This is a genomic window from Streptomyces litchfieldiae, from assembly GCF_031845365.1.
Classification (GTDB): Bacteria; Actinomycetota; Actinomycetes; order Streptomycetales; family Streptomycetaceae; genus Streptomyces; species Streptomyces litchfieldiae.
Map to the genome: position 1 here is coordinate 38,680 of NZ_JAVREL010000032.1, position 21,724 is coordinate 60,403.

The following is a 21,724-nucleotide window of genomic DNA, read 5'->3' on the forward strand; positions in this document are numbered from 1 at the left end:
CTTCCCCCTGCCGTTGCTTCCGCCCGGCAGCGGCACCGGCACGCCCACCGGTGGGGACGACGACCGGAGCGCCGGTGAACCAAAGGGCGGGTCCCCCTCCCCGTGGCCACCCCGCGCGGACAGCGCGGGGTGGCCCTGACAGAGAATTGGAGCGCTCCCATGAATGGGGCGAGATACTCCCCGACGTCCGCGTCGCGGACCCCGGCGGCCGCCGCGTCGCGCCGCTGGTTCCGGCGGCGCCGCCGGCTGAGCACGGCGATCGCGTTCGTCGTGGCCTCCCTCCTGGCCAGCCTGACGACCGTCCTCGGCGCCGCGCCGGCCTCGGCCGCGACCGTCGACACCAACGCCTGGTACGTGCTGGTGAACCGCAACAGTGGCAAGGCGCTGGACGTCTACAACCTGGCCACCAACGACGGTGCCCGCATCACCCAGTGGAGTCGCAACGACCAGGCACAGCAGCAGTGGAGGTTCGTCGACTCCGGCAACGGCTACTACCGGCTCCAGTCCCGGCACTCCGGCAAAGTCCTCGACGTCCACAACTTCTCGACCGCGGACGGCGGAAGCATCGTCCAGTGGACCGACAACAACACCACCAACCAGCAGTTCCGGCTCGCCGATTCGGACGGCGGGCATGTGCGGCTGATCAACCGCAACAGCGGCAAGGCGCTTGAGGTGCAGGGCGCCGCCACCAACGACGGCGCCAATATCGTCCAGTACTCCGACTGGGGTGGCGCCAACCAGCAGTGGCAGCTCGTCAAGGTCGACGGCGGTGGCAACCCCGGCACGTGCGATCTTCCATCGACATACCGCTGGACGTCAACGGGCGCGCTGGCGCAGCCCAGGGCGGGGTGGGTCTCGCTCAAGGACTTCACCGTCGCCCCCTACAACGGCAGACAACTCGTCTATGCGACGACGCACGACACAGGGACGCGCTGGGGTTCGATGAACTTCGGCCTGTTCACCAACTGGTCGGAGATGGCCTCGGCCAGCCAGAACGCGATGTCGGCTTCCACCGTCGCGCCCACGCTCTTCTACTTCGCACCGAGGAACATCTGGGTGCTCGCCTACCAATGGGGTGGGACCTCCTTCTCCTACCGGACGTCGAGCGACCCCACCAACCCGAATGGCTGGTCATCCGAGCAGCCGCTCTTCACCGGAAGCATCTCCGGCTCCGGAACAGGACCCATCGACCAGACGCTCATCGCCGACGGGACGAACATGTACCTGTTCTTCGCCGGCGACAACGGCAAGATCTACCGGGCCAGCATGCCGATCGGGAACTTCCCGGGGAACTTCGGCTCGTCGTACACGACGATCATGAGCGACACGACGAACAACCTCTTCGAAGCCCCGCAGGTCTACAAGCTCGAGGGTCAGAACCGCTACCTCATGATCGTGGAGGCGATAGGCTCGCAGGGCCGCTACTTCCGCTCGTTCACAGCCACCAGTCTGAACGGCTCATGGACACCCCAGGCCGCGACCGAGAGCAATCCCTTCGCGGGCAAGGCCAACAGCGGCGCCACCTGGACCAACGACATCAGCCACGGCGAACTGCTCCGCACCAGCCCGGATCAGACCATGACCGTCGATCCCTGCAATCTGCAGTTGCTCTACCAGGGACGCAGCCCCAACTCCGGCGGCGACTACGGCCTCCTCCCCTACCGTCCGGGCCTGCTGACACTGCAGCGCTGACGGTGTGACAAAGGTCCGGCTCCGGCATGGAGCCGGCGCGGCGGACTCGGCGGAAGGCCGAGCCCGCCGGGTCACGCGGCAACGTCAGGACTCATACGCCTGCTGACCCACCTCACCGAACACCCGCGGCTGCCCGGGCGACGCACACACGTCCCGGGCAGCCGCCCCACGGTGCGCGGAGCGCTCCGCAATGCCCGCACGGGCCCGACACGGTGCTGATTCGCTCGCGGGTGCTTCCCCCGACACCCCCGTTTCCTCCACCGAAGAGAGTGATCCCATGTCCTCCCGCCAACTCCCCAGCCGCCGGGGCGTCCTGACGACCGCCTCCGGCCTGATCGCGGCGGCGGCCGTGCCGGTGGCGGGCGCCGCCTCCGCGGCCCGTGCCGCCGGGGCACCGTCCGCCGCCCAGGAACCCCCCGTCACCCTCGCGTCCTACACCAACCCGGTGATCTGGCAGGACTTCGCGGACATCGACATCATCCGCGTCGGCGACACGTACTACTACTCGGCCTCGACGATGCACTACTCGCCCGGGGCGCCCATCCTGCGCTCCTACGACCTGGTCAATTGGGAGTTCGCCGGACACTCGGTACCCCGCCTGGACTTCGGCTCCAAATACGACCTCAACGGCGGCCGCGGCTATGTCCGGGGCGTGTGGGCGTCGTCCCTCGCCCACCGGCCGAGCAACAGCACGTTCTACTGGCTGGGGCAGATCGACTTCGCCCAGAGCTACATCTACACCGCTCCGGCCGTCGAGGGCCCCTGGACTCGGCACACCACATTGCCCACCTACTACGACGCCGGGCTGCTCGTCGACACCGACAACACCATGTATGTGGCCTACGGCAACACCCAGATCAGCGTCGCCCAGCTCTCCGCGGACGCCAGGAGCCAGGTCCGCGCACAGCAGGTGTTCAGCACGCCCTCCAGCATCGGCACCCTGGAAGGCGCCCGCTTCTACAAGATCAACGGGAGCTACTACATCTTTCTCACCCGCCCGGCCAACGGTCAGTACATCCTGAAGTCGACATCCGGCCCCTTCGGCCCCTACACCCTGCGCCAGCTCCTCCTCGACCTCCCCGGCCCGATCTCCGGCGGCGGCGTTCCGCACCAGGGCGGGCTCGTGCAGACCCAGAACGGCCAGTGGTACTACATGGCGTTCGTCGACGCCTACCCCGGCGGGCGGGTCCCGGTCCTGGCCCCGATCAGTTGGACCTCCGACGGCTGGCCCGTCCTGCAACTCGTCAACGGCGCCTGGGGCACCTCGTACACCACCCCGAACCTCCCGCCGCCGCCCCGCCAGGTCGAACCGCTCACCGGCGTCGACACCTTCGAGGGCACCGCCCTCAAACCGAAATGGGAGTGGAACCACAACCCCGACACCAGCCGTTACACCGTCAACAACGGGCTGACCCTGCGGACGGCGACGGTCACCAACGACCTCTACTCCGCCCGGAACACCCTCACCCACCGCATCCAGGGCCCCACCTCCACCGCCACCATCGTGCTCGACCACTCCGGGATGCGGGACGGCGATCGGGCCGGGCTCGCGCTCCTGCGCGACTCCTCCGCCTGGATCGGCGTCAAACGTGACAACGGTGCGGCCCGGGTGGTGATGGTCACCGGCCTGACCATGGACAGCAACTGGAACACCACCGGCACCGGCACCGAGCAGGGCAGCGCCAACGTCTCCGGCGGCCGGATCTGGCTGCGTGTCAACGCCGACATCCGCCCGGGCGCAGGCCGCCAGGGGCGCTTCTCCTACAGCACCGACGGCGTCACCTTCTCATCCCTCGGCCCCGGATTCACCCTGAACAACGCCTGGCAGTTCTTCATGGGCTACCGGTTCGCCATCTTCAACCACGCCACCCAAGCCCTCGGCGGCGCCGTACGGGTGGAGCGCTTCGAGTTGGCGACCGAGCCCACCTCGCTCCCCGGGTCCGTGGTCAGTCTCCGTGCCCGGGCCAACGGCCAGTTCGTCTGCGCGGAGGACGGCGGCGCCTCGCCGCTGATCGCCAACCGGTCAAGCGTCGGGGTCTGGGAGCAGTTCGACCTGGTCGACCTCGGCGACAACAACGTCGCGCTGCGGGCCCGGGTCAACGGCCAGTACGTCTGCGCCGAGGACGGCGGCGCCTCGCCGCTGATCGCCAACCGCACGTCGATCGGCTCCTGGGAGACCTTCCGGCGGGTGAACAACTCCGACGGCACCGTCAGCCTGCGCGCCCTGGCGAACGACCTGTACGTCACGGCCGGGAACGCTGGAGCCGACCCGCTGATCGCCGGCCGCACCAGCATCGGCCAGTGGGAATCGTTCGACCTCGTCACCGGCTGACCGCGTCCGCCTCATCCCGGCGGCAGCGGTGGGCGGGGTGAGGCAGATATGGTCCTGGTCGGTCCGCGGGCGCCGCGGAAATCCGTTGCCCCGTCGCAGCGCGCCTGCCAAGCTCCCGGGGCATGACGACCGCCCGCGATGTCTCGGCCCTCTTCGTCCGTGGCCGCCTGCTGGCCATCCCGCGGAAGGCAGCCCGCCGCGAGCAACTGCTCACACACCTCGCCCGCACGCTGTTCGACCCCGATCGCGCGTACACCGAGAAGGAGGTCAACGAGGCGCTGCTCACCGTCCACGACGACTACGCGGCGCTCCGCCGCTACCTGGTGGACGAGGGCCTGCTGGTCCGCACCCGGGATGGAGACGTCTACCACCGGCCTTGAGGTTCTCGTCGCCGAGGCGCGCGCGGGGCGGCCAACAGTGTCTCCTAGGGCCTGTATCGAGTTCCCGCCCGGGCCCGCGACGCCAGTCACGGCACCTCGCCGCTCCCCCAGACTCCGTCTGGGAGGTGCCCCCAGCCGAATCGCGCGAATACGGCCGGGTATGAGCTGCGATCCGGTGCCTTGCGATGCACCGCGTCTGACGCCGCGGGCTGATCCGACCGGGAACTCGATACAGGCCCTAGCGGATGGCGACCCGGTCGTCGTCCTTGACGCGGGTGAGGAAGAAGTCCCGGACGTCCTCGGCGAGCAGCTCCGGTACCTCCATCGCGGCGAAGTGGCCGCCGCGGTCGAACTCCGACCAGTGCCTGATGTCGTACAGCCGCTCGGCCAGCGGTCGCACCGACTGCGTGATGTCGTGCGCGAACACCGCGACGCCGAGCGGCACCGGGCACGGCTGCTGGCCCCCCCGCGGGGCGTCGTGGTGCAGCCGTGCCGAGGAAGCCGCCGTGGCGGTCAGCCAGTACAGCGAGATGTCGGTGAGCATCCGCTCGTCGCTGACCGGTGTCTCGGGGTCGGTCCACTGTGCGAAGCGCTCGGCGATCCAGACCAGTTGCCCGACCGGCGAGTCGGTCAGCGCGTAGCCGATGGTCTGCGGGGTGAGGGCCTGCAGAGCCTGGTACGGCGGACGATTCGCCATGAGCTGTCGGACCTTGTCCAGCCGGGCCTCGTCCGTTTCGGACAGTTCGACGCCGGCGTCCGGGACCGGCCGGGTCGGCAGGTAGTTGACGTGCACTCCGACGACCTGCTCGGGTGCCACCGTGCCGAGCGCGATCGAGATGCCCGCGCCGAAGTCGCCGCCCTGCGCGCCGTAGCGCTCGTACCCGAGACGGCGCATCAGCTTGGCCCAGGCCCGTGCGATCCGCGCGGCGTCCCAGCCGCGCTCGTGGGTCGGCCCGGAGAAGCCGTAGCCGGGGATGGACGGGATCACCAGGTGGAAGTCGCGCGACAGCGGCTCGATCACGTCGAGGAACTCCAGGAACGAGCCGGGCCAGCCGTGGGTGAGGATCAGCGCGAGCGCGTCCGGCTTCGCGGACCGGACGTGGACGAAGTGGACGTTCTGGCCGTCGATCTCGGTGGTGAAGTGCGGAAGCTCGTTGAGCCTGGCCTCGTGCTCGCGCCAGTCGTAGCCGGTACGCCAGTATTCGGCCAGTTCCTTGAGCCGCGCCAGCGGGAAGCCGTAGTCCCATCCTGCGTCGGCGACCTCGTTGGGCCAACGGGTGCGGGAGAGCCGGTCGTTCAGGTCGTCGAGGTCGGCCTGGGGAATGTCGATGCGGAACGGCTTGATCATGATCTCTGCTCCAGGGGAATTCATTAGGCACTCAAACGTTGGTGCGGCCAACGTTCGGTCGCCAAACGATACCATAATCGTAGGTGTGGCCAACGATTCTCTGGATGGCCCACGGGGAGAACCCGCCCGGGGACACGCCCACCGGGTCCGAGTCAGAACGGCGGGTCTTCGCGGTGTCCACCTGTCCAGTCGCCGGTCATGGGACGGGCGTAACGTTCGCGGGCTGCGACATCGGCCGCGCTCTCCAGATCGCTGGTGTCATGACCCCATGTCCGCAGCGCGTCCAGGACGCGGTCTCGGTGGCGGCGGTCAGTGCTGGTGGCCAGCAGGCGGTGAGCGTGGCCGGCGAGTTCGCCACGGTGGTCGGTGAGGAGGGGATGTTCCGCGAGGGGGATGGCGGCGAGGAGGGCCGCGTTGCGTACGTTCCTGCTCTCGTGGCCGAGCAGGGGGTGCACCGCGTTGAAGATCGCCGGCCGCCGGTCCCGGAACGCGCGTATCTCCTCGTGCTCGTGGAGGAACCGCTGGCCGTGGAAGCGTTCGCCGATGGCGACGCACTCGTCATCGGCGTCATGGGCGGTGTCGCTGAGCCAGTCCAGCAATCTCACGAGGGTCGGGTGACGTGATGGCACGACGGTGTCGTGGTCGAGGTCACCTGCCGTGACGGCCGGGTGGTCGAGGATGGCCGCGACGTAGAGGGCTACGGGCACGGTGGCTTCGTAGATGGTGTTCTGATGGGTCACCTGCCCGAGTGCGTCTTTCGCGGCGGCCTCCCTGACGGCCGGGTCCGGGTCGAGGAGGCCGGTCAGTGTGGTCGGCAGAGCTTCGCCCGTCCCGCACGGGGTGGCGAGGGACGCCCAATCTGTGCCGTTCAGAAGCGTTTGATAGTGCGGCAGCACGTCCGGGCCCGGCTTCTCGGTCTGCCTGCGGTTCTTGGTCACAGGCGGAGGCTATGGCGTCGCCGAGCCGGCATGTGATGGTGTCATGGGGAGAAGGCGGGGAGGGTCATAGCCGTGTGGCCGTGCGGATCAGCCCGGCGAGGGCGAGGGAGCGGCTGTGCGCGGGCCAGGCGATGTGGGTGACGACGGGGGGCGCGTCGGTCAGGGGAACGGCGGTGTGCTCGGCCCATAGCCAGGCGCGGGCGGATTCGGGGAAGACGGCCATGGTGCGTCCGAGAGCGATCAGTTGGGCAAGCTGCGTCTGGTCGTGAATCTCGGGGCCCGGGCCGGGTGGGAACGTGCCGTGGCGGGACCAGCGGGCGAGCGGAAGGCCGGGGACGTCGCTGATGTCGGCCAGGGACAAGGTCGTGCGCGCGGCGAGGGGGTGCTCGGCGGGCAGGATGGCGATCTGCCCCTCGGTCAGCAGTTCCTCGCTGTCGAACCCGGCGAGGGAGTTGAACGGCGCGTGCATGAGCGCCACATCGGCGCGGCCGTCGCGCAGCATTTCTCCCTGCTCGCACGTGCCGCTGGGGAGCACCTCGATCTCGGCGGCGTCGGGCTCGGCCGCGTAGGCGTCGAGGAGCTTCTGCAGCAGTTCGTGGGACGCGGCGGCCTTCACCGCCAGCACCAGGCGGTTGCGGGGACCACCCGGACCGTCGGCGCCACCGGCGCGACGGGTGCGGCGAGCGGCGGCGGTGGTGGCGTCGAGGGCCGCGCGGCCCTCGTGCAGCAGCACCTCTCCGGCGCCGGTCAGGGAGACGCCGCGGCGGTTGCGCTTCAGCAGGGAGACACCGAGGCGCCGTTCGAGCTGCTGGATCGCCCGGGACAGCGGCGGCTGGGCCATGCCGAGGCGCTCGGCGGCGCGGCCGAAGTGCAACTCCTCGGCGACGGCCATGAAGTACCTCAGTTCGCGGGTCTCCAAGGTGTCCATGGCCACAGCGTACCCTTCAGTGATACCCGCCGGGTATGACAGGACACCGTATCGGTGTTGGATGCGCCGCTCGTCCGCGAGCGAGCATCAGCGGCATGAGCGAAACGAAGATCGCGCTGGTGACCGGCGCGAACAAGGGAATCGGGTACGAAATCGCGGCCGGGCTGGGCGCCCTCGGCTACCGCGTGGGCGTGGGAGCGCGCGACGAGGGGCGGCGCGAGTCCGCCGTTGGGAAGCTGCGCGCCGGCGGGGCGGATGCGTTCGGGGTGCCGCTGGACGTGACCAGCGACCAGAGCGTCACCGAAGCCGCGGAACGGGTCGAACGACAGGCCGGGCGCCTGGACGCCCTGGTCAACAACGCCGGAATTTCAGGAGAGACGGGGCCGGGGTGGGAGCAGGATCCGACCACGCTCGACCTCGACCTGGTCCGCACGGTCGTGGAGACCAACGTCATCGGTGTCATCCGCGTGACCAACGCGATGCTGCCGCTGCTGCGGCGCTCCACATCGCCACGCATCGTCAACGTCTCCAGTTCCGTCGCCTCCCTGACCCGGCAGGCGGACCCGGACATCGAGATCGGCCCCATCATGGCGGCCTACGCGCCGTCGAAGTCGTTCCTCAACGCCGTCACCGTGCAGTACGCCCGGCAGTTCGCCGGGGCGGACATCCTGATTAACGCCGCCTGCCCGGGCCTGGTCGCGACCGACTTCACCGGCTTCCGGGGACCCCGCACGCCCGAGCAGGGCGCGGCCACGGCCATCCGGCTCGCCACACTGCCCGACGACGGCCCGACCGGTTCGTTCTTCGAGGACGAGGGCGTCATCCCCTGGTGACCGCGAACCCGTCGTGATCACGCTGTGCGGTGTGGCTCCGGCGGCGCCGCCCTCTGCCGGAGCCACACATGCCTTCAGCTCACTGGTAGTTGACGCTGAACTGGTTGGTGCGGAAGTCCAGCCCGCCGGCCGAGGAGGTGATCTCGTAGCCGAACTGCACGTCTCCGATGGGCTCGCTGCTGCTGATCCAGCCCCGGCCGGCGATCCAGCGCAGGATGGGCAGGATGTCCACGGTGCCGGCGGAGGTGTCGCCGGTGCGGAGGAACGAGTAGACGTTGTTGTGGCCGTTGCTGCCCCGGTAGACGTCCCAGGTGTGGCCGCCGACGCTGACCCGGGTCTGGTAGGAGCCGAGCGGCCCTACTGCTCCGTGCCAGTTCATCCAGAGCATGATCTCGTGGTCGTAGTCGGTGTCCCAGATGTCGTAGGCGGTGTTGTACGCGCCGGCCGAGGGGACGGTGACGTTGAAGGAGCTGGTGAGCGCGGAGATCTGGTTGAGGTTGCGGTTCACCACGCGCTTGGCGTTGGGGTAGGACTTGATGCCACCGGTGTTCGGGTGATTGGCCCATACGCCCCAGTTGCTGTAGCTGTTGGCCCACATGGACTGGTATCCGGCGCCGCCGCCCCAGATGTTGTTGTAGAGGGTGTAGCCGCCGTTGTTCCACTGGCCCCACTGCTGGTCGGTGGACCAGGTGGCGGCGTGGGCGGGGGAGGTGGACACTCCGATGAACGCCACCAGGGCGACCACCGGGGTGAGGATTCTCATCACAAGCTTGCGTGCGGCTCGTCTCACGGCCGTGCTCTCCTTGAGTCGGTCCCGCCGGGGCGGGGATGGGGAACAGAAGCGGGGCCCGGCGTACCCGTCCGGGTGGGCCGGACCCCGCGAGGTGCAGGTGCTGCTGGTGCCGAATGGGTTCATCGGCGTGTGGGGCCCGGTGGCCTCGTCCGCCTGCCTCATGCGACGCAGGGGCAGGTGTTCCGGTATCGGGAGATGCCGGTGGAGTCGACCAGCGACGGGCACAGGAACTGGGTGTAGCGGGTGTCGTTGTCGATGAACGTCTTGAGCCGGGGGATCACGCGGCGGGTCACCTGGGAGTTGCCCCGGGTGGGGAATCCGTGGCCGCCGCCGGCGAGTTCGACGAAGGCGCCCTCGGCGGTGGCGGGCAGGGTGGCGTAGAGCTGGTCGAGCGCGGCGGATGTGACGGTGCCGTCGTCGCGGGCGCCCATGATCATTGCCGGTACCTGGACGCCGGAGAGGACCCCGGGGCCTCGATGACGGGTGATCGCATGGTCGTGCTCCTCCTCGTGTGGTGCGCCCACTGCGCGTCGGAACAGCGGACGAAGCCCGCGACGGGATGCGTTCATGACAATCCGGCTCCGTGCGGCAGCCCGAAGCCGCGTCACCCGAAGGCGTTCGGCGACTTCCGGACCGGCACGTCGTTCCGGCGGGGGAAGTCCGCGCTGCGGCTGCACGGCTCGTGGCGCCGCGTCGGAGAGTGGCGTCAACCTTTGGTTTACGTTGACTTTTGGGGGACCTTACTGAGCCATCCGGGAGAACGGAAGTCATCAAGTCCGCCAGGTTCGTGGGGGATTGAGTCATCCATCTGACCTGCCTCGATGCGGCCGCGAGTCTGCTCCGCCCCAGGCGACGACTTGTCGAACCACTGGCTTGAATCCGTTCCCGCGGAGCCGATCGGGCGTGTGGTCGGGTGACTTGATCCCACTTGATCGAACTACCAGGGCTCCGGAGGCCGCCGCGACTTGCTGTACCAGGACGTCACCGGCGCGGGGAAGGCGCTGTGGAACTCGGAGACCGGCCAGAACGACGCCACGGGCCTGTCGATGGCCACCAACCTGTTCCTGGACTTTCGGTGGTTGCATCCGAGCGCCTGGTGCTACTGGCAGGTGATGGACCCCAGCCCCGGTTGGGCGATGATCGCCTACGACGGCTCGACGCTCCAGCCGGGCGCGGTGCAGACCAAGTACTACGTGTGCGCCCAGTTCACGCGCCATATCCGGCCCGGGATGCACATCCTCGGCACCAACGCCGGCAACACCATCGGGGCGTACGACCCCGCGGCGCGTCGCCTGACGCTGGTGGCGGTCAATCCGGGGGCCGCCCAGACCCTCACCTTCGACCTGACCGGGTTCGGGCAGGCGGCCGGCGGCACGGGCGGAGTGGTGACGCGCTGGTCGACGCGGACCTCGGGCGGCGGGGACCTCTACGTCCGGCGCACGGACCTCCGGGTGAGCGGGCGGATCGTCAGCGTGCCGTTCGCCGCCGGGGAGATCCAGACGCTGACGGTCGACAACGTGACGGAGTGACCGCCCCGCCCCCGGAGCAGCACGCAGCCTGACGGCGGTGGGCCCCGCCTCGCCCGCCGGGCCCCCGGGGGAGGTCCGATGGCCGACAGCAACCCGGCCCGGATGAGATTGTCACAGTCGACGAGGGATCACCCGGCGCTCGGCCCGGTGAGCTGGCCGGCGCCCAGACGTCCAAGGCGGGGACCTGTGAGCAGCAGCATTCAAATCTATTTCACGTATCCGGGCGACATCACCGGAGCGGCGCAGTTGATCACGGTCGCGCTCGACGCCCCCGGGTACTTCTGGACAGGGCACGGTTTCCGTTTCGGGCTGCGTTCCCTGGCCTCGTTCGACAGTCCGGGCAGTGCCAGCATGGACCTGTCGGAAAACGAGGAGATCGACGATGAGGACGGCACGGTCCCCGAAACGGCGCTGAGTCCATACGACTTCGAGGTCTCGGTCGAACTGCACGGCGTTCCGGGGCGCACCCGCGCAGAGCTCCGGAAGCGGGCCGGTCGCCGGATCTTCGAGCGCCTGACGCGGCTCGACCGCCCGCTGGCCCTGGCCGAAGGCGATGAGCTTTTCACCGACTTCCTGCCGGGCCGCGGTGTGCGCGAGTTCCCGCCGGGAACTTCCTGTGAGGAGCCGGACAGGAGCGTTTGGTTCGAGCCCTGGCTCCATGCCGTCACGAGGCCGGCGGCATCGGTGCCGAAGCAGCCGCGCCCCGGGCACGGCGCGGTGTCCGTGTTCGAAACGGCAGGGCTGGTGCACTGCGTGCCGCGGGAGGAGGGCTCGTTGGACGCGGCAGGGGCGGGTGGGGTTTCTCTTGCGCCCGGTGGATTACCGGTGATGGGGCATTTGCTCAGGCTGGCGCCGGCTCGCCGAGTCGGCCGTCAGGCAGGCCCGCGGCAGCCAGGAGAGCCATGGCGTCCTCGCGCTCGCGCTCGCGCACGAGGGCGAGGACCCTCCTGGTCGCCGGTGTCGAGATCACGGCCACCACGCTGTCGTGGGCCCTGCGTGTCCTCGCCCGCGCCCCGGGGATGGCCGACCGGATGAACGACGAGGCGCGGGCGGCCGAGCCGGGCGTTGGAAAAACCGGGTCAGCCCCCGCACCTGAGCGTCCCGCGCCCGCGCGGTGTCGAACAGGCCGATCTCACCGACCAACTGCGGCGTCCGCCCCGGCCGACCCGAACGAGATCTCGTCGACCACTACATCGAACGCCGCCACATGACCCGCCTCTCCAGGAACGACACCCTGTCCACCGTCGTGGAGGACGTCCTCACCGGCCGTTGGCCGCGATACCGGACGGCCGGTCGAGCTCGCCCCGGGAACCGAGTTCGTTGAGGCAGTCACCCGTGCGGTTCCGCAGCCGATGTCGGCGACCGGGCCACCGCCGGAAGTGATGATGTGCCGGACAAAGGCGTCCAGCGGCGGACACCGACAGCGATCGCGGCCAGCATGTATACCGGGGCGGCGGCGGGCTTGCGGGTACTGTCGTGGTGACGACCTCGTGCTCAGTGGGGTCGCGCTCTCTTCCGGGCGACAACTGCGTCGGTTCCCGCGTCGCGGCGCCCAGCGGCGCTCGTCGTTCGGAGGTGGGTCCTTGACCAGTCATCCGCTACCGGGTTGGCGCGGCGTGCCGCCCCGCGCTCAATGGCGTCCGCTGCTGCGCGGCCGCCGCGGCGAATGCGAAGCGCTCGACCGGCAGTTGCGGGGCATCGCGGTCGGGCAGAGTTCGGTTCAGGTCCTGCGCGGAGAGCCGGGTGTCGGCAAGACGGCCCTGCTCGAGTACGTCGCCGAGCGGGCGCCGGAGTGCCGCGTCGTACGGGCCGTGGGCGTGCAGTCGGAGATGGAGCTCGCGTACGCCGGCCTGCACCAGTTGTGCCGGGGAATGCTCGCCGGGGTCGAAGGGCTGTCGGGCCCGCAACGCGACGCGCTGCGCGTGGCGTTCGGGGTGAAGGAGGGCGGCACGCCGGATCGCTTCGCGGTGGCCGTCGCCGTGTTGAGCCTGCTGTCCGCGGCGGCGGAGGCGAAGCCGCTGGTGTGCCTGATCGACGACGCGCAGTGGCTCGACCGGGCCTCCGCGCAGGCGCTGGCGTTCGTGGCGCGGCGCCTGCGCGCGGAGCGGATCGCCATGGTGTTCGCGGTCCGGGAGCCCGGCCCCGCGCCGGAACTCGCAGGATTGCCCGAGCTGGTCGTCGCGGGGCTGCCGGACAGCGAGGCCCGCCTGCTGCTGGCGTCGGTGATTCCCGGCCGGCTGGACGAGCGGGTCCGGGACCGGATCGTCGCGGAGACCCGCGGAAATCCGCTCGCGCTGCTCGAACTTCCTCGCGGCATGACGCCCGCGGATCTCGCCGGCGGGTTCGGGCTCCCCGACGCGGGGTCGCTGACCGGGCGCATCGAGCAGGTCTTCGTCGGACGCGTCGAATCGCTGCCGCCCGATTCGCGGCAGCTCATGCTGATCGCGGCGGCCGAAGCGCTCGGTGACGTCCCCCTGCTCTGGCGCGCGGCCCGGCAGGTCGGGCTCGGTCCGGAAGCGGCCGCGCCGGCCGAGGCAGCCGGGCTGGTCGAGTTCGGCGTCCACGTGCGATTCCGCCATCCGCTGGTGCGCTCCGCCGCCTACCGGGCGGCCTCGCCGCGCGAGCGCCGGGAGGTGCACCGTGCGCTGGCGGACGCCATCGACGGCGACACGTACCCCGATCGCCGGGCATGGCATCGCGCGCACGCCACTGCGGGGCTTGACGAGACGGTGGCCGCCGAGTTGGAGCGTTCGGCCGCGCGGGCGCAGCGGCGCGGTGGCGTGGCCGCGGCGGCCGCGTTCCTGCAACGCGCCGCCGAGCTGACGCCCGATCCCGGGTGCCGGGGTGAGCGCGCGCTCGCCGGGGCGGAGGCCAAGATTGACGCCGCCGCCCCCGACGCGGCGTCCGCGCTGCTCGCCATGGCCGATCTCTGCCCACTCGACGACTATCAGCGCGCGCGTTTCCAGCGTGTGCGCGCCCAGATCGCCTTCTCGCTCAGCCGCGGCAGCGACGCACTGCCGTTGCTGCTCGACGCCGCCAAGGGCCTGGCCGGGTTCGGAACGGGCCTGGCCCGCGAGACCCACCTCGAAGCGTTCACCGCGGCCATCTCCGCCGGCCGCCTCGGGGATCACCATCGGGTGCGGCGGGTGGCCGCCGCGGCGCTGGCCGCGCCGCCGACGCAACCGCCCGACCCCGTCACCGCCCTGATACGCGGGCTGGCCACGCTCTTCACGGAGGGCTTCGCCGCGGCCGTGCCGCCGTTGCGGACGGCGCTCGAGGCGTTCCGCAGAGCGGACGGAGAAGCCACCGAGGCCAACCGCTGGCTGTGGCTGGCCTGCCGCATCGCGTCGGACCTGTGGGACGACCGGCTGTGGGACGAACTGGCCGACCGCGGCGTCCGTCTCGCGCGCGAGGCCGGCGCGCTCGGCATCCTGCCGATCGTGGCCAGCTACCGAGCTGGCGCGCACCTGCATGCCGGGGAGTTCGACGCGGCGTCGGCCCTTATGGAGGAATCCGCCGCCATCACGCAGACGACCGGCACCGCGCCGCTGCTCTACTCGACCCCGATGCTCGCCGCCTACCGCGGCGACGAGGCCCGGGCCATGCCGCTCCTCGACGCGGCTCTCCACGATGCGACCACCCGAGGGCAGGGCCTGGCGTTGAGCATGCTCGGGTGTGCACGCGCGGTGCTGTTCAACGGCCTGGCCCGGTACGAGGAGGCGGTCGCCGCGGCCGCGCCGGCCTCGGCGGAGGACGGACTCGGGCTGTACTCCCTCGTCCTGATCGAGCTGATCGAGGGCGCCGTGCGCAGCGAACGCCGGGAGCTCGCCGCGGCGGCCCTCGAACGCCTCACCGAACGGACCAGGGTGAGCGGCACGGACTGGGCGCTCGGCATCGAGGCCCGCTCGCGCGCCCTGCTGACCGAGGGACCGGCCGCGGAGGCCCTGTATGAGGAGGCGGTCGCCCGGCTCGCCGACGGCCGAGCCGCCCTTCACCTGGCCCGGGCGCAGCTCTTGTACGGCGAATGGCTGCGCCGCGAGAACCGCCGCCTGGACGCCCGCCGGCAACTCGGCGCCGCCTTCGACCTCCTCGACGGTTTTGGCGCAAGAGCCTTCGCCGAGCGGGCCCGCCGCGAGCTGCTGGCCACCGGCGAGACCGCGCGCAGGCGCGGACCGGACACGCTCGGCCTGCTCACGCCGCAGGAAGCGGAGATCGCCCGGCTGGCGGGCAACGGGCTGACCAACCCCGAGATCGCCGCGAAGCTGTTCATCAGCCCGCGCACCGTCGAATATCACCTGCGCAAGGTGTTTCCCAAGCTCAACATCAGCTCGCGCAAGGAACTCCGGGACACCTGGCCGGTGTCCCCGGTCCTGTCACCAGGGCATCCGACTGGGGAAGGTGACGGATCCGATCACCGCCGCGCCACGCCACAGTGAGGGCACACCGAGCGAAAGGCGGAAGACATGAAGATCGTGGTCATCGGCGGTACGGGGCTGATCGGCAGCCGGGTCGTCCAGAATCTGCGCCAGCACGGGCACGAGGCCGTGGCGGCGTCGCCCCACACCGGGGTCAACACGTTCACCGGTGAGGGCCTTGAGGCGGCGCTCGCCGGCGCGCATGTTGTCGTCGACCTGGCCAACGCGCCGTCCTTCGAGGACGCGGCGGTGCTCGAGTTCTTCCAGACCGCCGGCCGGAACCTGCTCAAGGCGGAGGTGGACGCCGGCGTCGGGCACCATGTCGCGCTCACCATCGTCGGCGCCGACCGGGTGCCCGACAGCGGATACATGCGGGCCAAGGTCGCCCAGGAGAACCTGATCCAAGCGGCGGGCCAGCCGTACACGGTCGTCCGTTCCACCCAGTTCTTCGAGTTCCTGCGCGCCATCGCCGACTCCGCGACCGAGGGCGGCGTCGTGCGCGTTCCCACCGCCAACCTCCAGCCGATCGCCGCCGTGGACGTGGCCGCCGCGGTGACCGACGTCGCCGTCTCCGACCCGGTCAACGGGATCATCGAGATCGCCGGGCCGGAGACCATCGCGTTCCCCGAGCTGATGCGCGCCGTTCTCGCCGCGGACAAGGACCCGCGTACGGTCGTGGGTGACGAGCGCGCCCGCTACTTCGGCACCGAGCTGACCGACTCGTCGATCACCCCCGGCCCGGAGGCCCACCTGGGCCGGACCACGGTTGCCGAGTGGCTCGCCGCCAACCACACGTAACGACCCGCGCGAAACCACGACTCGGTGGGTACCCGCCGGCCGCACCACGGCGCTGGCCCATCCGGGCTCTCACCGGATGGGCCGCCCACGGCCGAGGGCTACGGCATGAGCCGCTCGCCGCCGAAGGTCACGACGAGGGTGCCGTCCTCGGCGAACGACCAGGCCAGTTCGCCGGCGTAGTCGGCGCACGCGGCGCCGTTCGGGTGTGTAAGCGCCTACGGAAGTCAGCACAGTCCTTGAAACGACGATCTTGGAAACCTTGTCGCGCCGGTGATCGAGGCTCTCGGCCGCGCCCCCGGTCCGGACGGCGATTCGACGCCGCCACGTCCCACCGAACCACTGCGGGGCCGGTGTCCGGGAGGCCCTGAGAGGGCCTGTCACCACCTGCCACTGGGCGGCGCCGCGGTGAGAGGTGTCGTCGCCTGTTTTCCTCATCGGTTCAGCAACAGCCTTACAGCGAGCCGTTGTTCGGCGACTCGGTCGCGACGAGGCGCAGGATCGGGTCGAGCAGGCCCGGACTGGGGCTGCTGGCGCTGGGCTTCGCGGACGCGAACACCGGCTATGGGACGTGTGGTGGCGCCTGGCCGTCGTCGGCATCGGCTTCGCGCTGACCATGTCCCCGCTGACCGGCGCCGCCATCCAGGCGGTCGGCCCGCAGGAGGGAGGTCTCGCATCGGGAATCAGCAGCACCACCCGGCAGATCGGCGCGGTGCTCGGCGTGGCGGTGCTCGGAGCCATCGTCCGCACCCGGGAATCCAGTGGCGCGTCCTTCGAGGCCGGCCTCGGCAGTGCCTTTCGTCGCGGCCGGCGCCGTCACCCTGGCCGGTGCCGTGTTCACCGGTCTGTGCCTGGTGAGGTCCGGACCCGCCAAGCGCGTTCCAGGCGCCACGGCCGTCACCGCGACTGCACCCGGCACCCCCGGTTCATGGGCGGCTGGTGAAAGTCGCGCGCCAGAGAGGGGCGGGAGGTGGCTGGGATCCCTGCTGGGGTAGTTCCAATTTGGACGAAAGTCTGAGACGGTCAGTACGGGTCAGAAGGCACCCATGGGCTGGGAGTGAAAGACGGCGCCGGACACCGTCCGCGTCGGTGCGTTTCGGGTATTTCCTACCAGAAAGGCATTCCCCCATGGATCAGTCCTTGATCGAGCGGACCGAGGCATTACCACACGGGCAGCGAATGCGGGAGGACATCCTGCGTCAACTTCCCGCGCATGACCAGCGGCTCTTCCAACTGTTCGGGCAGGGTCCGGTGCGGCACGTGCCGCACGCCTGCATCCACCACGCCATCGAGGAGCAGGCGGCGGCACGCCCCCTCGCCGTGGCCGCCGAGCACCTCGACGAGAGCATCACCTATGGCGAGCTCGACCGGAAGGCCAGTCAACTGGCCGCCCAACTAGCCGAGTTGGGTGTGCGCCCCGGAGACCGGGTCGCGCTCTTCGTCCGGCGCTCGATCCCGATGCTGATCGGGTTGCTGGCCACGCTCAAGGCCGGGGCCGCCTATGTGCCGCAGGACGTCCGGATGACCCCGTCCGCCCAACTGCGCCATGTCGTCCGGGTCACCAACGCCCGGGTGATCCTGACGCTGTCCTCCTACGCGGACCGGGTGCTGCCGCTGGCCGAGGGGCGGACGGTCCTCGCGGTCGACGACATCATGGGCGAACGCCGCGCCCCCGGTGGACCGTTGGCCCCGGTTGGCATGGCCGGGCCGGACGACGGCTGCTACGTCCTCTTCACCTCGGGGACCACGGGGCGGCCGAACGGAGTCACCGTCACCCACCGCAATGTCTGCAACCTGCTGCTCACCGAGCCCGGAGACCTCGGCATCCGGCCCGGCGACCGCGTCGCCCAGATCCTCAACATCGCCTTCGACATGGCCGCCTGGGAGATTCTGGGCTCCCTGAGTCATGGCGCGACGCTTGTCATCCGGGGCCGGGACATCGGCGAGGCCGCCCTCGACGCCCAGGTCGTCATCGCCACACCGACGATCCTCAGCGGCATCGACCCCGGCCGGTGCCGCCGGATCCGGACCGTGGCCGTCGCGGGGGAGCCGTGCCCGCGCCCGCTGGCCGACCGCTGGGCCGGCGTCTGCACCTTCTACAACGGCTGCGGGCCGACGGAGACCACCATCGTCAACACCATGCAACGGCACACCCCTTCGGCCGTCCGCCTCACCATCGGGCGGCCCACCCCCAACAACACCGTCTATGTCCTGGACGAGCACCGGCGCCCACTCGCCATCGGGGAGGTGGGCGAGATGTGGGCCGGCGGGGACGGGGTATCGGCCGGCTATCTGGACAACCCCGAGCTCAACGCCGAACGGTACGCGCCCGATCCGTTCCTCGGCGCCGGGCACCGGATGTTCCGCACCCGGGACCTGGGCCGCTGGACGCCCGACGGCGAGTTGGAACACCTGGGCAGGACCGACGACCAGGTCAAGATCCGTGGCTTCCGCGTCGAGCTGGACTCGGTGTCCGCCGTCCTGGAGTCGCTGCCCGGCTGCGTGCGCGCCGCCACCGTGAAGCTGGACGACCAGACCCTGGTCTCGTTCGTCTCTCCCGGCCATCTCTCTCCCGAGGAGGCGCGCGCCGGCGTGGCGGCGGCCCTGCCGTACTACTGCGTGCCGACCGCCGTCCACACCCTGGAGGTGCTGCCCAGGACCAGCCGGGGAAAGATCGACAAGGCGGCCCTGCTGCGGCTGGCGGCCGCGTCATGACGGCCCCGGTCCGGGTCAGTGACGCCTCGGGCCCGTCCCTGGACGTCCAACTGCCCCCGCTCACCCCGTGGTTCCGCCGGGTCTTCAAGCACCCGCTGCTGATGCACTACAACCGGCTGATCGCGCTGGTCTGGGCCGCGAACCTCGCCGCCCTCTGGTACGGGCTGGCCGACGGCGACGGCATCGGCGCGCAGTCCCTCTCCTACGCGGCCCTGGCGAACTTCACCCTCGCCGTGGTCGTCCGTCAGCAGTACGTCATCAACGCGTTCTTCTGGCTGGCCACCCGGGCGCCGGTGACCTGGCCGCTGCGCATCCGCTGGACGCTGGCGAAGGTGTATCACTTCGGCGGGCTGCACGTGGGCGGCACCACCTCGGGCACGCTCTGGTTCCTCGCCCTGCTGCCGGTGCTCATGCACACCGGCGCGCCCGGCGAGGTGATCGCGGTCTCGTGCGCCCTGGGCGTGCTGCTCGCCACCATGATCACCACCGCGCTGCCCTGGTTCCGCTCCCGCTTCCACGACCACTTCGAGAAAGTGCACCGGTTCGGCGGCTGGAGCGTGCTGCTGCTCTTCTGGGCGCAGACCGTGCTGGTCGTCACCGATCGGGACGACTCCCCGGCGTCGGCTCCCGAGGTATGGCTGCTCGGCCTGGTCACGTTCAGCGTGGCCCTGCCCTGGCTGCGGCTGCGCAAGGTCCCCATCGTCATCGACCGGCCCTCGTCCCACGTGGCACTGACCCATTTCGATCACGGTGTGACACCCTTCGCCGGGTCCTCGACCGCGATCAGCCGTAAACCGCTCGTCGAATGGCACTCGTTCGCCAACGTGCCCGCCCCCGGGCGCACCGGCTTCCGCCTCACCATCTCCCGGGCCGGGGACTGGACGGGATCCTTCATCGACGACGCGCCCTCGCATGTGTGGGTCAAGGGCATCACCACCGCCGGCGTGGCGAACATAGAGACCCTCTTCACCAAGGTGGTCTATGTCGCCACGGGCAGTGGCATCGGCCCGTGCCTGCCGCACCTGCTGGCGCAGAAGGTGCCCGCACGCCTGGTCTGGGCCACCCGCGCCCCGCGTCGCACCTACGGGGACGCCCTGGTGGACGAGATCCTCGCCGTCCAGCCGGACGCGCTCGTCTGGGACACCAGCGAGCACGGCAAGCCCGACATGGTGGCCCTGGCCTACGCCGCCTACCGGGACTTCGGCGCCGAGGCCGTCATCTGCATCTCCAACAAGAAACTGACCTGGCGGGTCGTTCACGGCCTGGAGCGGCGCGGCATCCCCGCCTACGGCGCCATCTGGGACTCCTGACCCCTGGCACGCGCAAAGGAGGCACCATGCACCTCAACCACCTGAAAGTGGACCGCGACGACCGCGTGGTCATCGTTCACCTGCACCGCCCGCAGGTCCTCAACGCCCTCAACAGCGAGCTGATGAACGAGCTGATCGACACCCTCGCCCCGCTCGACCGGGACCCGGGCGTCGGCTGCTTTCTCATCACCGGCTCCCAACGGGCCTTCGCCGCGGGCGCGGACATCTCCGAGATGGCCTCGAAGACCGCGCCCGAGATGTTCGCCGAGGACTACTTCGCGGGATGGGAACGTTTCACCGCGCTGCGCACGCCCAAGCTGGCCGCCGTGTCCGGCTACGCGCTGGGCGGCGGCTGCGAGCTGGCGATGATGTGCGACACGATCATCGCCGCCGACACCGCCGTCTTCGGGCAGCCGGAGATCAAGCTCGGCGTGATCCCGGGCATCGGGGGCACCCAGCGCCTGACCCGGCTGGTCGGCAAGGCCAAGGCCATGGATCTGATCCTGACCGGCCGCACGATGGACGCCGCCGAGGCCGAACGCTCCGGGCTGGTCTCCCGCGTCGTCCCCGCCGACCGGCTGCTGGACGAGGCCACCGCGGCGGCCCGCACGATCGCCTCGTACAGCAAGCCGGCCAGCATGGCGGCCCGCGAGGCGGTGGACCGCGCGCTTGAGGTCGGTCTGGCCGAGGGCTCCCGCTTCGAACGCCGGGTGTTCCATGCTCTGTTCGCGGGTGAGGACCAGAAGGAGGGCATGCGGGCGTTCCTCGAGAAGCGCCCGCCCGACTTCACCGGCCACTGAACCGACGGATCTCCCGGGCCGCCCACGCCATGGGCGGCCCGGGAATACACGGAGTTCGCAGGGGCCGCCGGCACCGGCCCCGCCCTCAGTCGGGGCGCCCCGGCGTCCGGGCGGCGGGCGGGGTCAGCCGTGGCGCGATGAGGCCGAAGTCGTCGGCGGCCTGGGCGAGGAGATCGAGCATGGCGAACTGGGCGCGCGGGGCGTCCTGGTCGCGAACGGCGCTCAGGACCGCGCGGTGGCTGGGGACCGGGTCGGCGGCGGTCAGATGGGAGTGGACCAGGCGGTCCCGCTCCCGCAGACCCGGCTCCAGCAGCAGCTCCAGGCGGCCCAGCAACTCGTTCCCGGTGGCGGCGAGCAGGGCGCGGTGGAAGGCCGCGTCCGCCTCGGCCGCGGCGGCGGAGTCGCCGCGGCTCTCCTCCATCTGTGCCAGGGCGGCGTCCAGCGCCGCGAGATCGGCCTCGGTGCGGCGCAGCGCGGCCCGGTAGGCGGCGGCCGGCTCGACGATGGCCCGGACATCGGCCAGGTCCTGCATGAGCTGCCGCGAGTCGCCGCTCTCGGTGCGCCAGCGGATGACGTCGGGGTCCAGCAGGTTCCACGCGGAGCGCGGACGGACGAACGTGCCGCGCTTCTGCCGGGCGTCGACCAGCCCCTTGCCGGCCAGGACCTTCAGCGACTCGCGCAGCACCGTGAGGCTGACGTCCAGCTCCTCGCCCAGGGCCTTCACATCGAGGGTGTCGCCCTCGGCGTACTCGCCGCACACGATGCGGGAGCCCAGGCGGTGCACCACCTGCCCGTGCACGCCCCGGCTCGAATAGGACGCCATGGCGGCACCCCCTCCTGTTATCGCGCTGCGGACGGCTCCGCCCCATCCTAGCGTGAGCATTATTTATGAATACATCTTGACAGTCGTGAGTGC

The 21,724-nt window shown here is 70.5% G+C and carries 15 protein-coding genes and 3 pseudogenes; 12 read left to right on the forward strand and 6 right to left on the reverse strand.

The annotated features are described in order from the left end of the window. The first annotated feature begins 159 nt into the window (after positions 1-159). From RM590_RS33430 to RM590_RS33440, 3 genes and pseudogenes are all read left to right on the forward strand, one after another. Positions 160-1,692 (forward strand): non-reducing end alpha-L-arabinofuranosidase family hydrolase, encoded by a 1,533-nt coding sequence (locus RM590_RS33430; protein ID WP_311708556.1) that lies wholly within the window; start codon positions 160-162, stop codon positions 1,690-1,692. A 277-nt stretch (positions 1,693-1,969) separates the two neighbouring features. Then, positions 1,970-3,610: pseudogene (locus tag RM590_RS33435) on the forward strand (glycoside hydrolase family 43 protein); the annotation flags it as partial. 536 nt (positions 3,611-4,146) lie between these two features. Further along, positions 4,147-4,404, forward strand: coding sequence for a DUF2087 domain-containing protein (locus RM590_RS33440; protein ID WP_311708557.1), 258 nt, complete (start codon positions 4,147-4,149; stop codon positions 4,402-4,404). Positions 4,405-4,642: 238 nt separating this feature from the next. On the opposite strand, the gene RM590_RS33445 is transcribed toward RM590_RS33440, so the two are convergent. From RM590_RS33445 to RM590_RS33455, 3 genes are all read right to left on the reverse strand, one after another. Further along, positions 4,643-5,752: an epoxide hydrolase family protein gene (locus RM590_RS33445; protein WP_311708558.1), complete on the reverse strand. Its 1,110-nt coding sequence runs from the start codon at positions 5,750-5,752 to the stop codon at positions 4,643-4,645. A 152-nt stretch (positions 5,753-5,904) separates the two neighbouring features. Further along, on the reverse strand, positions 5,905-6,690 hold the full coding sequence (locus RM590_RS33450) for a hypothetical protein (RefSeq protein WP_311708559.1): 786 nt from the start codon (positions 6,688-6,690) through the stop codon (positions 5,905-5,907). Positions 6,691-6,754: 64 nt separating this feature from the next. Next, a complete protein-coding gene (locus tag RM590_RS33455) occupies positions 6,755-7,618 on the reverse strand; it encodes a LysR family transcriptional regulator (RefSeq protein ID WP_311708560.1) in 864 nt (287 codons plus the stop codon). A gap of 95 nt (positions 7,619-7,713) precedes the next feature. Between RM590_RS33455 and RM590_RS33460 the strand changes: the two genes are divergently transcribed. Next, a complete protein-coding gene (locus RM590_RS33460; protein ID WP_311708561.1) occupies positions 7,714-8,451 on the forward strand; it encodes an SDR family oxidoreductase in 738 nt (245 codons plus the stop codon). Between the two features lie 79 nt (positions 8,452-8,530). Here the strand turns inward: RM590_RS33460 and RM590_RS33465 are convergent, their stop codons facing one another. Both RM590_RS33465 and RM590_RS33470 read right to left on the reverse strand, forming a co-directional pair. Then, positions 8,531-9,241: a glycoside hydrolase family 12 protein gene (locus RM590_RS33465; protein ID WP_394814028.1), complete on the reverse strand. Its 711-nt coding sequence runs from the start codon at positions 9,239-9,241 to the stop codon at positions 8,531-8,533. 161 nt (positions 9,242-9,402) lie between these two features. Next, positions 9,403-9,813: an alpha/beta fold hydrolase gene (locus tag RM590_RS33470; protein ID WP_449657252.1), complete on the reverse strand. Its 411-nt coding sequence runs from the start codon at positions 9,811-9,813 to the stop codon at positions 9,403-9,405. A 369-nt stretch (positions 9,814-10,182) separates the two neighbouring features. On the opposite strand from RM590_RS33470, the pseudogene RM590_RS33475 reads away from it, so the two are divergent. The 8 genes and pseudogenes from RM590_RS33475 to RM590_RS33510 form a co-directional block, all read left to right on the forward strand. Beyond that, positions 10,183-10,773 (forward strand): annotated as a pseudogene (locus RM590_RS33475) (beta-1,6-galactanase); the annotation flags it as partial. 186 nt (positions 10,774-10,959) lie between these two features. Continuing rightward, entirely contained in the window at positions 10,960-11,808 is an 849-nt protein-coding gene (locus tag RM590_RS33480; RefSeq protein ID WP_311708563.1) for a hypothetical protein, read from the forward strand. Positions 11,809-12,356: 548 nt separating this feature from the next. Beyond that, complete coding sequence (locus RM590_RS33485) at positions 12,357-15,209, forward strand: helix-turn-helix transcriptional regulator (RefSeq protein WP_311708564.1); 2,853 nt, start codon at positions 12,357-12,359, stop codon at positions 15,207-15,209. Positions 15,210-15,236: 27 nt separating this feature from the next. Continuing rightward, positions 15,237-15,986 carry an SDR family oxidoreductase gene (locus tag RM590_RS33490; protein ID WP_311708565.1) on the forward strand — a complete coding sequence of 250 codons (750 nt, stop codon included), beginning with the start codon at positions 15,237-15,239 and terminating at the stop codon, positions 15,984-15,986. 500 nt (positions 15,987-16,486) lie between these two features. Then, a pseudogene (locus tag RM590_RS33495) lies at positions 16,487-16,978 on the forward strand (hypothetical protein); the annotation flags it as partial. Between the two features lie 184 nt (positions 16,979-17,162). After that, a complete protein-coding gene (locus RM590_RS33500) occupies positions 17,163-18,698 on the forward strand; it encodes an amino acid adenylation domain-containing protein (protein ID WP_311708583.1) in 1,536 nt (511 codons plus the stop codon). Beyond that, a complete protein-coding gene (locus RM590_RS33505; protein ID WP_311708566.1) occupies positions 18,695-20,008 on the forward strand; it encodes a ferredoxin reductase domain-containing protein in 1,314 nt (437 codons plus the stop codon). Before RM590_RS33500 ends, RM590_RS33505 begins: the two co-directional genes overlap by 4 nt. Positions 20,009-20,034: 26 nt before the next feature. Beyond that, positions 20,035-20,808 (forward strand): enoyl-CoA hydratase, encoded by a 774-nt coding sequence (locus RM590_RS33510; RefSeq protein WP_311708567.1) that lies wholly within the window; start codon positions 20,035-20,037, stop codon positions 20,806-20,808. An 85-nt stretch (positions 20,809-20,893) separates the two neighbouring features. On the opposite strand, the gene RM590_RS33515 is transcribed toward RM590_RS33510, so the two are convergent. After that, a complete protein-coding gene (locus RM590_RS33515) occupies positions 20,894-21,631 on the reverse strand; it encodes a FadR/GntR family transcriptional regulator (protein ID WP_311708568.1) in 738 nt (245 codons plus the stop codon). Positions 21,632-21,724 lie beyond the last annotated feature (93 nt).

Excerpts from the sequence above, each read along its gene's own strand:
- RM590_RS33505 (WP_311708566.1), top strand. The coding sequence starts at position 18,695 with ATGACGGCCCCGGTCCGGGTCAGTGACGCCTCGGGCCCGTCCCTGGAC.
- RM590_RS33500 (WP_311708583.1), top strand. The coding sequence starts at position 17,163 with ATGCGGGAGGACATCCTGCGTCAACTTCCCGCGCATGACCAGCGGCTC.
- RM590_RS33490 (WP_311708565.1), top strand. The coding sequence starts at position 15,237 with ATGAAGATCGTGGTCATCGGCGGTACGGGGCTGATCGGCAGCCGGGTC.
- RM590_RS33470 (WP_449657252.1), bottom strand. The coding sequence starts at position 9,813 with ATGAACGCATCCCGTCGCGGGCTTCGTCCGCTGTTCCGACGCGCAGTG.
- RM590_RS33445 (WP_311708558.1), bottom strand. The coding sequence starts at position 5,752 with ATGATCAAGCCGTTCCGCATCGACATTCCCCAGGCCGACCTCGACGAC.
- RM590_RS33510 (WP_311708567.1), top strand. The coding sequence starts at position 20,035 with ATGCACCTCAACCACCTGAAAGTGGACCGCGACGACCGCGTGGTCATC.
- RM590_RS33515 (WP_311708568.1), bottom strand. The coding sequence starts at position 21,631 with ATGGCGTCCTATTCGAGCCGGGGCGTGCACGGGCAGGTGGTGCACCGC.
- RM590_RS33460 (WP_311708561.1), top strand. The coding sequence starts at position 7,714 with ATGAGCGAAACGAAGATCGCGCTGGTGACCGGCGCGAACAAGGGAATC.
- RM590_RS33440 (WP_311708557.1), top strand. The coding sequence starts at position 4,147 with ATGACGACCGCCCGCGATGTCTCGGCCCTCTTCGTCCGTGGCCGCCTG.
- RM590_RS33430 (WP_311708556.1), top strand. The coding sequence starts at position 160 with ATGAATGGGGCGAGATACTCCCCGACGTCCGCGTCGCGGACCCCGGCG.
- RM590_RS33455 (WP_311708560.1), bottom strand. The coding sequence starts at position 7,618 with ATGGACACCTTGGAGACCCGCGAACTGAGGTACTTCATGGCCGTCGCC.